The organism is Sphingobium sp. RS1, from assembly GCF_056156825.1.
In genome coordinates this window covers 36,357-49,745 of sequence record NZ_JBLZXE010000001.1, presented here as the reverse complement: position 1 = coordinate 49,745, position 13,389 = coordinate 36,357, and the positions used below count along the sequence as shown (strand labels likewise).

General features: G+C 60.7%; 17 protein-coding genes and 1 pseudogene. 9 read left to right on the top strand and 9 right to left on the bottom strand.

Features of this window, described 5'->3' with window-relative positions; all coding sequences use genetic code 11:
• Window positions 1-389: 389 nt before the first annotated feature.
• The 4 genes from ACNHGR_RS00240 to ACNHGR_RS00225 all read right to left on the bottom strand — a co-directional run bounded on the left by ACNHGR_RS00240 (window position 390) and on the right by ACNHGR_RS00225 (window position 5,644).
• Window positions 390-3,359: a Tn3 family transposase gene (locus ACNHGR_RS00240; protein ID WP_014072601.1), complete on the bottom strand. Its 2,970-nt coding sequence runs from the start codon at window positions 3,357-3,359 to the stop codon at window positions 390-392.
• Window positions 3,360-3,450: 91 nt separating this feature from the next.
• On the bottom strand, window positions 3,451-4,827 hold the full coding sequence (gene merA, locus ACNHGR_RS00235) for a mercury(II) reductase (RefSeq protein WP_021222959.1): 1,377 nt from the start codon (window positions 4,825-4,827) through the stop codon (window positions 3,451-3,453).
• 79 nt (window positions 4,828-4,906) lie between these two features.
• Window positions 4,907-5,236, bottom strand: a complete 330-nt coding sequence (locus tag ACNHGR_RS00230) for a heavy-metal-associated domain-containing protein (protein ID WP_004213249.1) — start codon at window positions 5,234-5,236, stop codon at window positions 4,907-4,909.
• 12 nt (window positions 5,237-5,248) lie between these two features.
• Window positions 5,249-5,644 carry a mercuric transporter MerT family protein gene (locus tag ACNHGR_RS00225; protein WP_014072602.1) on the bottom strand — a complete coding sequence of 132 codons (396 nt, stop codon included), beginning with the start codon at window positions 5,642-5,644 and terminating at the stop codon, window positions 5,249-5,251.
• Between the two features lie 76 nt (window positions 5,645-5,720).
• Between ACNHGR_RS00225 and ACNHGR_RS00220 the strand changes: the two genes are divergently transcribed.
• Together ACNHGR_RS00220 and ACNHGR_RS00215 are read left to right on the top strand one after the other, a co-directional pair.
• Entirely contained in the window at window positions 5,721-6,143 is a 423-nt protein-coding gene (locus ACNHGR_RS00220) for a MerR family transcriptional regulator (RefSeq protein ID WP_014072603.1), read from the top strand.
• A gap of 170 nt (window positions 6,144-6,313) precedes the next feature.
• Window positions 6,314-6,874, top strand: coding sequence for a recombinase family protein (locus tag ACNHGR_RS00215; RefSeq protein WP_004213255.1), 561 nt, complete (start codon window positions 6,314-6,316; stop codon window positions 6,872-6,874).
• 35 nt (window positions 6,875-6,909) lie between these two features.
• On the opposite strand, the gene ACNHGR_RS00210 is transcribed toward ACNHGR_RS00215, so the two are convergent.
• Window positions 6,910-7,068 carry a MerR family DNA-binding transcriptional regulator gene (locus tag ACNHGR_RS00210; RefSeq protein ID WP_004213256.1) on the bottom strand — a complete coding sequence of 53 codons (159 nt, stop codon included), beginning with the start codon at window positions 7,066-7,068 and terminating at the stop codon, window positions 6,910-6,912.
• Between the two features lie 63 nt (window positions 7,069-7,131).
• Here ACNHGR_RS00210 and ACNHGR_RS00205 point away from each other — a divergent pair, with 63 nt between their 5' ends.
• A complete protein-coding gene (locus ACNHGR_RS00205) occupies window positions 7,132-7,548 on the top strand; it encodes a mercuric transporter MerT family protein (RefSeq protein ID WP_004213257.1) in 417 nt (138 codons plus the stop codon).
• Complete coding sequence (locus ACNHGR_RS00200) at window positions 7,548-7,769, top strand: GDCCVxC domain-containing (seleno)protein (protein ID WP_004213258.1); 222 nt, start codon at window positions 7,548-7,550, stop codon at window positions 7,767-7,769. Before ACNHGR_RS00205 ends, ACNHGR_RS00200 begins: the two co-directional genes overlap by 1 nt.
• A gap of 16 nt (window positions 7,770-7,785) precedes the next feature.
• Here ACNHGR_RS00200 and ACNHGR_RS00195 read toward each other — a convergent pair whose 3' ends face one another.
• Window positions 7,786-8,370 carry a DsrE family protein gene (locus ACNHGR_RS00195; RefSeq protein ID WP_004213260.1) on the bottom strand — a complete coding sequence of 195 codons (585 nt, stop codon included), beginning with the start codon at window positions 8,368-8,370 and terminating at the stop codon, window positions 7,786-7,788.
• Between the two features lie 27 nt (window positions 8,371-8,397).
• The gene (locus tag ACNHGR_RS00190; RefSeq protein WP_037555777.1) at window positions 8,398-9,855 is read right to left on the bottom strand and encodes a multicopper oxidase family protein; all 1,458 of its coding nucleotides are present in this window, start codon (window positions 9,853-9,855) and stop codon (window positions 8,398-8,400) included.
• 248 nt (window positions 9,856-10,103) lie between these two features.
• Here ACNHGR_RS00190 and ACNHGR_RS00185 point away from each other — a divergent pair, with 248 nt between their 5' ends.
• Window positions 10,104-10,691, top strand: a complete 588-nt coding sequence (locus ACNHGR_RS00185; RefSeq protein WP_082734528.1) for an SDR family NAD(P)-dependent oxidoreductase — start codon at window positions 10,104-10,106, stop codon at window positions 10,689-10,691.
• Window positions 10,692-10,729: 38 nt separating this feature from the next.
• Here ACNHGR_RS00185 and ACNHGR_RS00180 read toward each other — a convergent pair whose 3' ends face one another.
• Together ACNHGR_RS00180 and ACNHGR_RS00175 are read right to left on the bottom strand one after the other, a co-directional pair.
• Entirely contained in the window at window positions 10,730-11,689 is a 960-nt protein-coding gene (locus ACNHGR_RS00180; protein ID WP_030540911.1) for a quinone oxidoreductase family protein, read from the bottom strand.
• A 156-nt stretch (window positions 11,690-11,845) separates the two neighbouring features.
• Complete coding sequence (locus tag ACNHGR_RS00175) at window positions 11,846-12,115, bottom strand: hypothetical protein (protein ID WP_125723807.1); 270 nt, start codon at window positions 12,113-12,115, stop codon at window positions 11,846-11,848.
• Between ACNHGR_RS00175 and ACNHGR_RS00170 the strand changes: the two are divergent.
• The 4 genes and pseudogenes from ACNHGR_RS00170 to ACNHGR_RS00155 form a co-directional block, all read left to right on the top strand.
• Window positions 12,106-12,165: pseudogene (locus ACNHGR_RS00170) on the top strand (hypothetical protein); the annotation flags it as partial. The gene ACNHGR_RS00175 and the pseudogene ACNHGR_RS00170 overlap by 10 nt on opposite strands.
• A 75-nt stretch (window positions 12,166-12,240) precedes the next feature.
• The gene (locus tag ACNHGR_RS00165; RefSeq protein ID WP_048939645.1) at window positions 12,241-12,558 is read left to right on the top strand and encodes a LysR family transcriptional regulator substrate-binding protein; all 318 of its coding nucleotides are present in this window, start codon (window positions 12,241-12,243) and stop codon (window positions 12,556-12,558) included.
• A gap of 429 nt (window positions 12,559-12,987) precedes the next feature.
• Complete coding sequence (locus ACNHGR_RS00160) at window positions 12,988-13,245, top strand: hypothetical protein (protein ID WP_139797613.1); 258 nt, start codon at window positions 12,988-12,990, stop codon at window positions 13,243-13,245.
• Entirely contained in the window at window positions 13,211-13,345 is a 135-nt protein-coding gene (locus ACNHGR_RS00155; RefSeq protein WP_475283821.1) for a hypothetical protein, read from the top strand. The genes ACNHGR_RS00160 and ACNHGR_RS00155 overlap by 35 nt, the downstream gene beginning before the upstream one ends.
• Window positions 13,346-13,389: the final 44 nt, after the last annotated feature.

The following is a 13,389-nucleotide window of genomic DNA, read 5'->3' as shown; positions in this document are numbered from 1 at the left end:
CGGGCAGGGCGCGTTGTCGTGCGATATGGTCCGTGATCGTCATCGTCGCGCGTCTCGCCTTGCGGTTGGTTGGGGCACTGCCCGGTTGAGAAACCGACATTGAAATCCCGTTCACGGGCGCTGTCAGCCCGACTTGGTAGGGGCGCATCTCGTGCGCTAGGGGATGCGCCATCCATGCCTATCGACAGTCCTTCTTGAAACCGCGTGGCGCTTTACTAATTAAAGTTGCCGGGCGCCGTGTTCGGGTCCGGTGGACATGGAGGGCGCCGGCTCTTCCCGGCGCATCTCATGCCCAGATCGCTTCCCTAGGAGGATTTGGAAATGAGAAGGGCGTCACCTCAAGGTTTGTTCGCCAGACAACGATTTCTCGGACATAAGCGGAACATGGGCTACGCTACACGCTTCAACCGCGCCATTGGCTCGTTGAGTGGGTGGAATTCACCTGCTGGAAGTCGCCTGGCCTGCTCCCAGAGGTAATCGCCGGTCAGACTGATGTGCGCCCAGCCCATCGGAGAAAGGTGCGCAAGCAGTGCCGCATCGAACGTCGTGCCGACAGCGTTGAGGTGCTGGGCGGCCCGGTCGAGATAGACCGTGTTCCAGTAGGAAATCGCCGCAATCAGCAGGTTCAGCCCAGATGCGCGAAATTCCTGATTTTCCAGCGAGCGATCGGTGAACCGACCCTGCCGGTTGGTATAGATGGCGGCGGCAAGCGTGTGCCTCGCCTCGCCTTTGTTGAGACCGGCCTGACAGGCACGTCGCAGTTCCGGTTGTTCAAGCCAATCGAGCGTGAACAAAGTGCGCTCGATACGGCCCAGTTCAGCCAATGCAAAATCCAGCCTGTTCTGGCGTTTGTAGGCGGCAAGTTTTCGCAAGATTACTGACGGCGCCACCGTGCCATCCTTGATTGAGGCGACAATCCTGACGATGTCATCCCAATCGGCCTCGATCGCTGCCGTTTTGATGGTGCGGCCCATCAGATTTTCGATGCCCTTGTATGTCGATGGCGCAGCGATCGAACCCAGCTTGCGGTCGCCAATATCGCGCAGCCGGGGCGCGAAGCGGAACCCGAGTAGGTGGCAGAGTGCGAAAACATGATCGGTGGCGCCGCCGGTATCGGTATAGTGCTCATGCAACGGAAGGTTGCCGGCGCCCAGGACAAGCCCGTCGAGCACGTAAGGCGCTTCACCTGCCGTCGCGGACATGATCCGTGATCCGAATGATGCGAAGTGATCGGAAAGGTGAGAATAGATTTTCACGCCAGGTTCGGCGCCATATTTGGCATTGACGTCCGCCGCCCCTGAACGGCTCCGCCCCGACCGGAAGAACTGGCCATCGGACGACGAACTGGTGCCAGCGCCCCAATGCCGCGCGAAGGGTAATTCGTGATGGGCTGAGATGATCATGGCCAGCGCGGCCTGATAGTTCTCGGGTGAAAGATACCAGTTGTGGGTCCATGCGAGTTGGGCATAGCTGACGCCTTCGCTGGCATTGGCCATCCGCTCCAGCCCGAGGTTGGTGCCATCAGCCAGAATTGCGGCGAGTACCGTGCTGGGGTTGTCGTGCTCCTTGCCTGAGCGCAGGTCACGGAATGCGTTCAAAAAACCAGTGCGTTCGGCGACTTCAAGCAGCAGCTCGGTGATGCGCACGCGGGGAAGCAGGGTATCGAGCTTGCGATCGAGGGCTTCAGCTTCCGGTGGGGTGACAGGCGGCATTTGCTGAAGCTTGAGCCGGTCTCGTTCGAGCGACACTCCCTCAAGCTTGTTTGTTTTCAACTGCTTGGCAAATCGGCGCAGCCGCCAGTCAAGATTTCGTGCCCGGTCAGCGAGGTAGGATGCAGCATTTGAATCGAACGGAAGCACATCCGCCACTTTGGCGGCGTCGCGCCGACCCAGCAAATAGGCATCGAAGCGCTGATAGTTGCGGGTTCCCTCGATCCATACATCACCGGCGCGCAAACGATCACGCAAGGTTGCCATGATCGCAATTTCATAACGTCGGCGGTCGATACGGCCGCTTTCGGTGATGAGACGCTTCCACTGCCGATTGGGGAATGGCAGTGGAACGCCATCGGGAAGGTCGCGCGACTTTCGTGTGTTCGCATCGCGAATGACATCGATGGCTTTGATCAGTGCCGTCCCTGTTCCAGACGCCTTGAAGGTGAAGGCGTCCAGAAATGCCGGGCTGAAACGCCGTAGCGTGGCGTAACGCTCGGTTGCCGTTACCAGTGCGTCCTCGCCGGCAAGATCAGCAAGGGCATCTACTTGGGCCTTTGCCGCAACAAGCCGGTGCCAGCCCACCGCTTCGTCAATCAATTCGAGCGGATCGCCGCCATTCTGGACAGCCTCATCAAGTGCTGTAATCGTGGCGCCAAACAGCCGCATGAGTTGCCCCACCGACTGAATACTATCTTGGTAGCGACGCTCGCGCCCACGCCGCGCGCGCGTGAACATGCCGCCGATAAGTCGGTCAAACATTTGGATCGCGGCATCGGCAAGTCTGGCCTCAAGGTCGATCACTGCGGCCGTCAACGTCGCCCGCCTGCGATTGACGCTGTAATCCGAAAGCAGGAATGCCGGTGCCACGCCGCCCTCGCGGACAAATTGGGCAAAGCGGAATTCCGGAATGGCGCCCCCAACTACCGGGTGGATACCTATGCCGCGAACATAGCGCAGGCGCTCAAGCAAGCCATTGATATTGGCCGCAGTCGGGGCTTCTTCGAAATTACGCAACCACGCCAGCGGTGTCATGCCGAAATCCGGGTTGTTGATTACGAGTTCGTCTAGCCGTGTCAGTTCAGCAGAGCTGAGGCCTTCGACGATTGCGGCTGCGGCAGCTTTGCGTGCGCGTGCCCGGCCAGCAAGACCGGCGCGTTCCAGTGTGTCGCCTGACGGAAGAATGAACCGCTCACCCTTCAGGCCAACCATGAGGGCGCGAACAATCGGTTCACCTCTGTCTGTATACTCGGCGGCTTGCGCGGCAAGATTCAGGGCAAGTGCCAGGTCGCCGCGTCGAAACGGGCGTATGCCAAGATAACGCGCCACGAGATCGGCATGATCGGTACGGGTTTGCGCGCGCTGACCATATGCAGAGAAGGAGGAAGGATCGACGAATAACTGTGCCGCGAGGTACTGAAGAATGACGTCGGGAAGCCCGATCTCGGGTTGCAGACCAAAGCCGGGATGTCGCATCAAAGCGATTTGTGCAGCCAGACCGAGGCGATTTGCTGGACCATAGCGGCGCCCAACCAATTCAACATCTTCCGCAGAAAGGGTATAATGCCCAATGATCGCGGTTTCTTGGACAGGAGGATCGAACAGGCGCCGGCGCTCGTCTCCGGTCAGAAGTCGGCGTCGTGCCATTTTGCTCTCCCGCTGAGGCGAATAACAAAATTGACACCAAAGCGGCTTGCACTGGAGGGAGGCCATTCGTTGCCGGTTGATCCCCGAGCAATCACCCGGCGCAGCAAGACAGTTTGGCGACATCCTTATCAAACGTTTGGGCCGCCAGTTTGAGGCCTTCCACAGTGGTCAGGTAAGGAAATATCGTTGCACCCAATTCCAGGGTGGTCATGCCGTGTTTGATCGCCAGCACCAGTGTCTGGATCGAATCCGCGCCTTCGGGTGCCATGATCTGGCCGCCCAGCAAACGGTCGTTCGCCTTGTCGGCAATCAGTTTGATGAGACCCCGCGTATCGCGTGCTGCCAGTGCCCTTGGCACAGCATCGAGCGGGAGCAGCGAAACCTTGATGTCCAGGCCTTGCGCCCGTGCTGTCGTTTCAGTGAGGCCGGCGCTGGCGACTTGCGGGTCGGTGAAGACGACGGATGGCATGGAGGAATTGTCGTAGCGGTATTGGTTGCCCGTCACCGCGTTGCGCGCGGCCAGTTTTGCGCCATAGGCGGCCATGTAGACGAACTGGTCCCGTCCCGTTACATCGCCCGCCGCGTAAATGCCTGGAACCGACGTTTCGAGGTGGTCATCGACGACGATTCCACCATTACGGGCAAGCACTATGCCGCGCTCCTCCAGCCCAAGCCCGTCGCTATTGGGTCGGCGTCCGGTGGCGATGAGCACCTGTTCCGCCGCGACGGTGTCACAATGCCCCTCGCAGGTCAATTCGACCCCGCTCTGTGTTTGGGCGATACGCTGATAGCCGACACCTGCGCAAACCCGCACGCCCTCGGCTTCCAAATAGTTTTTCAGCGCGGCACTCACTTCCGGGTCCATTTCGGGGAGCAGGCGGCTTCGGCAGCAGATGGTGACATCAACGCCCAGACGCGAAAACATCTGTCCCAGTTCTACCCCGATCACCCCGCCACCGATCACCAGCAGCGATTTGGGCAAGCGATCCAGCGCCAGCGCCGATGTGCTGGTTAGGTAGGGCACGCTGTCCATCCCCGGAATCGGCGGCACGGCGGCGTGCGCACCCATCGCCAATATGACCTTGCCGACCTTCATGGGCGCATCGCCGACAATCAGCGCACCATCGGCAAAGCGTGCCTTGCCCTCGATATAGCTCACACCGTCATAGGCGGGCAGCAGATCGACATATTTTTTTTGGCGCAGCGTCGTGACAAGATCGTCCTTCGACGCCGCCAATACGGACCAGTCATCCATCTGGACAGCGCCCCCAAGGCCGGGAAAGCGCGCGGCGGCAAGCCCACCATGCACCGCTTCGGCGGCGCGGATCAGCGTCTTGGAAGGAACGCAGCCAACATTGACACAGGTGCCGCCAATCGTGCCGTGACCGACGAGCGCCACTTTCGCGCCCAGATCGGCAGCGGCGATCGCGGCGGAGAACCCGGCAGAACCCGCGCCGATGACGGCCACGTCAAATCCTTCCTGCCCGGGGCGGTTGCAACAGTCGTTCATTGCTTATCGCTTTCTTGAGGCGCTGGCGGCGCCCCGCTCAGTTTTGAATAGCGCGCGCCGGATAACCCGCGTTGGTTGATGCAGCGGCAATCGCAGCAGCATTGGTGCGGCGCGGGTTATAGGTTGCGCGCGCGGTCTTGGCTGCGAAATCGACCGTGACCGCCGTTACCCCGGCGACGCCTTCCATCGCCTTCTTCACGGTGATCGGGCAGGTGGCGCAGGTCATGTTCTCTATGGCAAAGGTGGTTTGCTTCTGAGCGGTTGCGGTAGCCGCGGGGCGATCTTGCGCCGTGCCACTAACTGCATAGGCGACCCCGCCGCCAGCCATAGCCAGCACGGCCATAGCGATACATACTGTCTTTTTCATGGGTATTTCCTTTCAATAGAACCAGGGTGCCCACCAGTCGATGGTGAGCGCCAGGATGGCGACGGCAAGGCCCAGCCACAGCACCGCCTTGGTGGTCCAAGCCGATTGTGGACGAGCGCAGTAGGAACCGTCTTCACAGGGCGGTTTCGGCTTGAAATAGACATGCCAGAAGCCGTAGCCGAGCAGCGCGAGCGTTACGCCTGCGACATAGGGCTTGTAAGGTTCGAGCGCCGTCAGGTTGGCGATCCACGCGCCGGAAATTCCGAGCATAACCAACAGTAGCGGGACGACGCAGCAAGCCGAGGCGAGCCCCGCGCCGATCAATGCGCCCGCCGCAACCCAGTTTGCCTGCTTCGGCTCGTGGTTTTCGGTGAGGGCTGGCTGTCCCGCTTCCGGCGTTGAGACCATGGCTTGAATCCCTTGTTCCAACTGAGTGATTCGCAGTGTAGGCTCTGTAGCCACTACAGACTCAAGAGGTATTTTCATGGAGCAACAGGTCGGCATCTTGCGTGCCCAGCTTGCCCGGAAAACAGGCTGCAATCTCGAAACCATCCGCTATTACGAGAAGGTGGGATTGCTGCCGGGGCCGCCTCGCAGTTCCAACGGCTACCGCGTCTATTCGCCGGAACTGGTGCAAAGGTTGCAGTTCATCCTGCGCGCGCGCGACCTTGGCTATGCAATGGATGAGATACGGTCATTGTTGTCGCTCACCGATACCGGTGCACAAACCTGCGCGGAGGTTATGGCGAGAACCGAACTCCACCTTGAAGATGTCCGCCGCCGCATTGCAGATTTGCAGAAGATAGAGGTGACGCTGGCGACCACGTTAGCCAGATGCACTGGAGATGACGTTGCCGAATGTCCCATCCTGGAAGCACTCCAGTTTTTACCCCATCAAGGCAATTGACGCCATCTTTGAGGGATTTGATTTTGTGATGTCAGCTTGGAGTATAGCCTAACCGGACGTCAGGGCGCTACCGCGGTTTCTGTCAGATTAGGGTACTAAACGGAATTTGTTGACGAATGTCGTTGCGTATCATAGATTTCAACCTGACATTTTGATGGAGAGAGTGCGCAGTGAAGGGGCAACGGATCGGCTATGTCCGGGTCAGCACGTTCGATCAGAATGTGGATCGCCAATTGGAAGGTCAGTCGCTCGATCGGACCTTCACCGACAAGGCATCGGGCAAGGACGTCAACCGCCCCCAGCTTGAGGCTCTGCTCACTTTCGCCCGCGAAGGCGATACCGTCGTCGTCCACAGCATGGATCGGTTGGCCCGCAATCTGGATGACCTGCGCAAGCTGGTCCAGGGCCTCACCAAGCGAGGTATCCGGATCGAGTTTGAGAAGGAAAGCCTGTCCTTCTCGGGGGAGGACTCCCCGATGGCCAATCTGATGCTCTCGGTCATGGGTGCGTTTGCTGAGTTCGAGCGCGCCCTGATCCGCGAACGGCAACGCGAAGGCATTGCGATCGCTCGGCAGCGCGGCGCCTATCGGGGGCGGAAACGGTCGCTCTCGGATGAGATGATTGCCGATCTGCACCGCCGCGTTGCCGCCGGTGAACGCAAGGCGACCATCGCGCGCGACATGGGCATCAGCCGCGAAACCCTCTACCAGTACCTTCGCGCCGCTGCCTGACACCAATGTTCACATTATGTCCGGAAAATCGTTGTTCAGCGTACAAAGCTTGAGGTGACGCCTACTCGCCGGCCCCCGCTCGTGCGGGGTGGGGTCGCCACAATGCCGACGCGCTCGAAATAGCGGATCGTCTCGATGTTCACGCCGGTTCGGCGCGACAACTCGCCGATAGCTAGGCCTTTCTCATCCCTCATAATTCGCTTGCTCCTGTAGCCGCTACAGGAGGCATTAGGGGGTTATTCCGCCGGAGACGACTGATGAATAAAAGGATTTTGCCGCACGAAACCCTGGCCGCTTCCGCATCGCCACGCCGCGCCGACGCGGGGCTATCCGCCCTGGGTGCGCTGGCGAGCTTCGGCGCGGTCCTAGCCGCCGCATCCTGCTGCGTCTTGCCGCTCGCGCTGGCGGCGCTGGGCGTGGGGGCGGGCCTGTCGAGCACCTTCGCCGCGCTGATGCCTCTGCGCTGGGCCCTGACGGCGCTTTCCCTCGTCGGCCTGGCTGCCGGGTGGTGGGCGTATGTGCGGCGTCGGAGGACCTGCGCTGCGGATCGGTCCTGCACCGTGACCCTACCGTCCCGCGCAACTCCGATCATGCTCACGATCGGCACGACCCTGACGCTGACCGCGCTGATATGGGATCGCATTGAAGCGCCGCTTATAAAGGCGCTTTCCTGATGCAGCTCACCTCCACGCTGACCTGTCCCGAGTGCGGCGGTGTCGCGACCGAGACGATGCCCACCAACGCCTGCCAGTTCTTCTATGATTGCCGACATTGCGCGGCGGTGCTGCGGCCCCTGGCCGGCGACTGCTGCGTGTTCTGCTCGTTCGGCGATGTCCCATGTCCTCCGATTCAGGAGGCGAAGGCGAACGGGACCGTGGCGGGCTGCTGCGGGTGAGGGGGTATCGCACCTTTCAATCCGGGATGAGCGCGTAACCCCGGATTTGTAGATTCGCCAAGGTTGTAAGCGCCGAATCATCGATCTCAACGCCCGAAGCCACTTGGTTCGGCATGATCTCATTTCCGACCATGGCCTGACTGCAAACGCGGATTGAAACACCGGCTTTCTGGAGAGCGGCAATCAGCGCAGCGTTCGGGTTGGCCGCTACCTTCATACGCGCCGCATATGGCGCGTTCTGCAGGACGAGCGGGGTCGCGGGACCATGAATGATGACGGCGATGTCACCAGCCGGATGGACCTTGTCCGCGCCTAGCAGGTTCACGAAGCGCGCGACCTTCTCAAGGCTGGGATTCACTTTGTCGGGAGAGCTTGCGGCCTTGGTGACATTGAACAAGACGCGGTAGCGAAGCTTGGGATCGGGCCGCTCGGCAGCACTGGGCACGGCCACGATCCCGCCAAATCCCGGTATTACGGGATAAACCAGATTATCCTGTGCAGCTAGCGAGGTGCCGCCGGTCAGCATCGTTGCCGCGAGCAGAAATGTGGCGAAAGCTCTTTTTGGCAACCTTGCTCTCCTGTTGGACGGTAGGCGCTGCATAAACTCTCCAGAAGTGGGAGCCTACGCCTACGCAACACTGAACTGGCCCATCATTCCATTATCCTCATGTTCAAGGATATGGCAGTGATACATGAAGGGAGCGCTCTTGGCCGGCTGATCAAATCGGATGAGAAGCTCCACCGGTTCCTTGACGAGGACCGTGTCGCGCGGCCCCTGGTCGAGAACATCGGGCTGCCCGCCACCGCGGGTGAGAACATCAAAGTGGACGCCGTGAATATGGATCGGGTGGCGCATCATTTCGCCAGACACCTCCCATATTTCGGTGGAGCCTAGCTTCACCGTCTCATCGATGCGATTCATGTCGAATGGCTTGCCATTGATCGTAAGGCCGCCACCGCCGCTTCCTGAGCCCATCATGCCGCCCATGCCCATGTTGAGGCTCAGACGGCGACGGCGCACCGCCTTGCTGGCGTCGGGCCCAGTTCGTGATGCCAGAAGGGTCGGCACGACGCCGCTGGCACGAGCCTGTCCCAACGGCCGTGGTTCAAACCGCAGCACGGTCGCTGGTGCCGCGGCATCGGTCCTTCGGGCGCCACGCCCCATCATACCCATGCCGCCCATCATCGAGCTGTTGGTATCAGCCGCCGTCACCAGCGAGGCGGACCTACCGTCCGTGAAGTCCACGAGAAGCTCGGCACGTTGGCCCGGCGCCAAGGTTATGGCTTCCAATGCCACTGCGTGTTCGAGCAGCCCCCCTTCGGTTCCGATCCAGTGAAAGCTCCGCCGATCGGAAAACGACAGCTCATAAATCCGCGCGTTCGATGCGTTGACGAGCCGCAGGCGAACCAACCGATTTGGCACCGCCGCCAGCGGATTCACCGCGCCGTTCACAAGGATCGTGTCGCCGCGCCGGCCCTGCATGGCGACCATCATGCCGCCTGGCATGACAAGGCGACCATTTTCGAACTGGCGATCCTGGATGAGCAGGGGCAGATCGTCCACGCCATATTCTGACGGGAGCCCCAGGCCCTGCTCTTCGTCGTCGGTTACCAGCAACGCCCCAGCCAGGCCCGAATAGACTTGCTCGGCCGTCAACCCATGGACGTGTGAGTGATAAAGGAGGGTCGCTGCGGGCTGCCGGATCGGGAGCGTGGGCCGCCAGGTCGCGCCCGGCGCGATGATCTGATGGGGGCCGCCATCCAGCTCTCCGGGGATCAGAAGCCCGTGCCAATGCACAGTCGTGTCCGCGTTGAGCCCGTTGGTCACGACAGCCGCCACGTCGTCGCCACGGCGCACCCTGATCGTCGGTCCGAGATAGCTGCCATTATACCCGAGCGTGTCACTCGGCCGGCCTGGATAAAATGAAGTCGTTCCGGACTGGACCCGTAGCGCGAATGAGCGGCCAGGCCGTGCGTCCAACAGCGGCGGCATCGGAAGCGGGTTTGCACCTCCCCCGCCGAGGCCCGGCGTGGAGCGCGAGCAAGCGGTGGTTGTGGACCTATCGGCGTTCTCGAAAATCGGCATACTAATCAATATGTTGCAACAAGACACGGTGGGAGTGGAGCCGTTAATAGGGGTATGTAATTCGCCTCGACTAGTCGAAAATTCGGTGTGCCCGTGCCGATCCCGCAAGGGACCGGACCTACACGCTGATGCATGACTTTCATGACTCATCGCCACTGCAACAACAAGGGCTGACCTCCGATGAGCCTGCGGACCGCAGTCGTCAGGTTTCTGAGGCCAGCCCCCATCTCAATTAGTGTCGGCCTCAGATTGATCTGTGGCGGCAGACGCGAACGATACAGGCCGATAGCGCAGACCCGGATGCGATCACGCGCGCCGTGAGCGAGGCCGTCTCGGCGCTCGGTGGTCTTGATATTCTCGTCAATAGCGCGGCGATCGGCCATTCCGGTCTGATCGCCGACCTCGATGTGGCCGAGTATCAGAAGCTGATGGACGTCAACGTGCGAGCACCAGTGCTATTCGCGAAGGCCGCCATTCCGCATCTCTCCGCTGGGGGGCGCATAATCTCGATTGGGTCGGGGCTCGGCGAACGCGTCCCATTTCCGGGCGTAACGGCCTATGCGATGTCCAAGGCCGCGCTTACGTCCTTCACTCGCGGGTTGTCACGTGAACTCGGGCCGCAGGGCATCACCGTGAACCTCGTGCAGCCCGGATCTGTGGATACTGACGCGAACCCCGCAGACGGCCCGGCGGCAGATTTCCAACGGAGTTTGACGTCTCTGGGCCGCTTCGCCAAGCCGAGTGAAATCGCGAATGCGGTCGTGTTTCTATCAAGTCCCGCGGCGAGTGTAATTACAGGCGCCACCTTGACCGCCGACGCGGGCGCGATCGCCTGACAGCGGGCGCTCGGTAGCGGTTGGGCGCGAAATCGGCGTCAGGGGATCAGCACGATACGGCCGAGGACCTTGTTGTCCTCGGCATACCGATGGGCGGCCCCTGCCTCGGCGAGCGGAAACCTTCTGTCGATTGGCACGGTGAGACTGCCTTTCGCAACGTCGGCGAGCATCATGTCGATGGTTTGGCGCACCGCTGCACGTGACAGGACGGTTCCCATGAATACGCCGATGACCGTTTGATTTCGCTGCACCGCTGGCCAAAAATCCACTGTCAGAGCCCCGCCGCCGGCATTGCCCACGGACACCAAGACTCCTTCGTCGCGGAGCGCGGCGAGGGATGTCGCCAAGGTGGAACCTACCGGATCGACGATGAGGTCAACGCCTCGGCCGCCGGTGAGGTCACGGACCACGTCCACGACCGATTCGACGTTATGGTCGATTACACGCGATGCACCGAGCTCGATGACGCTGCGGACGCGATCCTCACCGCTAGCGACGGCGATTACGGTCGCGCCGGCCTGGCGGGCGAGCTGTACTGCCGCGACCCCGACACCCCCCGCTGCACCTTGGATGAGGACGGAGCTTCCGCTTGAGAGCCGCCCTCTCGCGAACAGGCAATGATGGGCAGTTCCGAAGCCGATCGGGATCGCCGCGGCTTCTGCTACGCCTGCGCCTGCGGGCAGCAGCCAAGTCTGATCTGTCGGAACTGCGCGGAGTTGGGCGTGGGATCCATCCAAGCCCCATGAGGTAACTCGGTCGCCGGGCTTGCGGTCCGTGACCGCGTCACCGATCGCCACCACCGTGCCCGCTGCGGCATAGCCGACGACATATGCGGGGTGCCCCGGCGGCGAACTGCGACGGTTGATCAGGTCTCCGCCCTCAACGGATATCGCCTCGACCTGGATCAGGACATCCCGCGAACGAATTTTGGGGTCGGGCACGTCCGTGTAGCGAAGGACTTCCGGTGGACCGTTATGATCGTAGACAGCCGCTTTCATCGTCGTTCCTTTCGATGCGCGACGGACCGAGGCGGTTGCGTAGGAATTGCTGGGACCGGAACGCAAATTTATCTGCATGTGGCACTGCCGATCACGATCCGGTAGCATCGGCGAACGTGCATCTGTGTTGCATAATCAGGAGCGCTGCCGCCGACATCAATCGCCATCGGTGGAGTTAGGTGCTTCCTCAGCGTGCGCAGCTGCTGTCATCAGTGTTCCCCTATCGGCGACGGAGTTTTCAGGACGCGGGACTACCGAGACGGTGTTGGCAACGCCAAACTCCGGCACAAAACGCGGCCGTCCGAAGCGGATATTGGCATGGGGGAGTGATGTTTGCCGAATATGATCTTGGATCTGCGAAATCTGCGCTGCGCGATCGCGGCGGCGGAAACTGGCAGTTTCGATGAGCGAGAGAGATGCTGGCATTGTCCCAATCGTCACTCAGCCGACGCATTCAGCATCTTGAGCACCGATTAGGCGTTCCCCTGTTCAAGCGAAGTCGAATTGGTGTTTCGCCCACAACGGCAGGCGCTGCCTTCTTGGAACGGGCAATGGCCGGCGCCCAGCAATTAGATCTCGCCGCTCGTTACGCAGTTGCTGTCGACAGTGGGGAGGCGGGGCAAGTCCGCATCGGAGTTACATCATCGCGCACCGGCGGGTTGTTTGGTGATGTGCTGCGTCAGTTTAAAGCTCTATTTCCATCGGTGAACATCACCCTCACGGAAGATACGACGAGTAGGACAAGCCATAACGTGGCCATGGGAACGCTCGACGTCGCCTTCGCTGATGATGCCGAACGAAAAGGTATCGATAATCACGTCCGTGGGTCCAGGTCCATCACGAGCGCAATGGTCCGCGCATTTTGCTGATCCATAGGTCCGTTCCTCGACCTGCGGCAAGGGGTCGAGAAACGGCCTACGCGTGGGTGGTCGTGATCTCCATTGCGAAAGCCTCTGGCCGAACAACAAGATTTGCTCACGCCAGTCCGAAATTGCCTTGGCTCGCGTCCGACGTGCTGCTTGTCGGGCGGAATATCGGCGGATGGCTCCTCGCAAATATGACAGGAGAGATAGCAATCCTGTTTTGATCGGCCTGGATGCCGAAGCTCTCGGTTTGATCCATCTGCCAAGGTGAAACCTGACGATACGGGTGTCCGAATACACCTGTTCTATTTCGTTACAGTTAGCTGAGACGCGTTCCCCCAACCGTGGTCATTTTCCAGCAGATTGGACAATCTCCGATTTGGCACGCTTTGTGCTTAGGGGTTACCAACTATGATATAATGGAGGGAGAGGATAATGGGTAATCTCAATAAAGGTTCGCTTTTGAAGGCGGCCCTGTGGGGAGGCGTTGCGTTGTGTACGCCGATGGCCAGCACGGCGGCATGGGCGACCGACGTTGATGCCGGCGACTATGTCGCACTGCCGCCGGGATCCAATCTGGCCATTGTCTATGCGCAATTTGCCGAGCGCGACGCCATTGAAGGCGGCCCTGTGGGGAGGCGTTGCGTTGTGTACGCCGATGGCCAGCACGGCGGCATGGGCGACCGACGTTGATGCCGGCGACTATGTCGCACTGCCGCCGGGATCCAATCTGGCCATTGTCTATGCGCAATTTGCCGAGCGCGACGCCATCTATGCCAAGGCAGCCGGGTGATCCCGGATTGGACTCGACCGTATTCATTCTGCGCGGCGTTCACT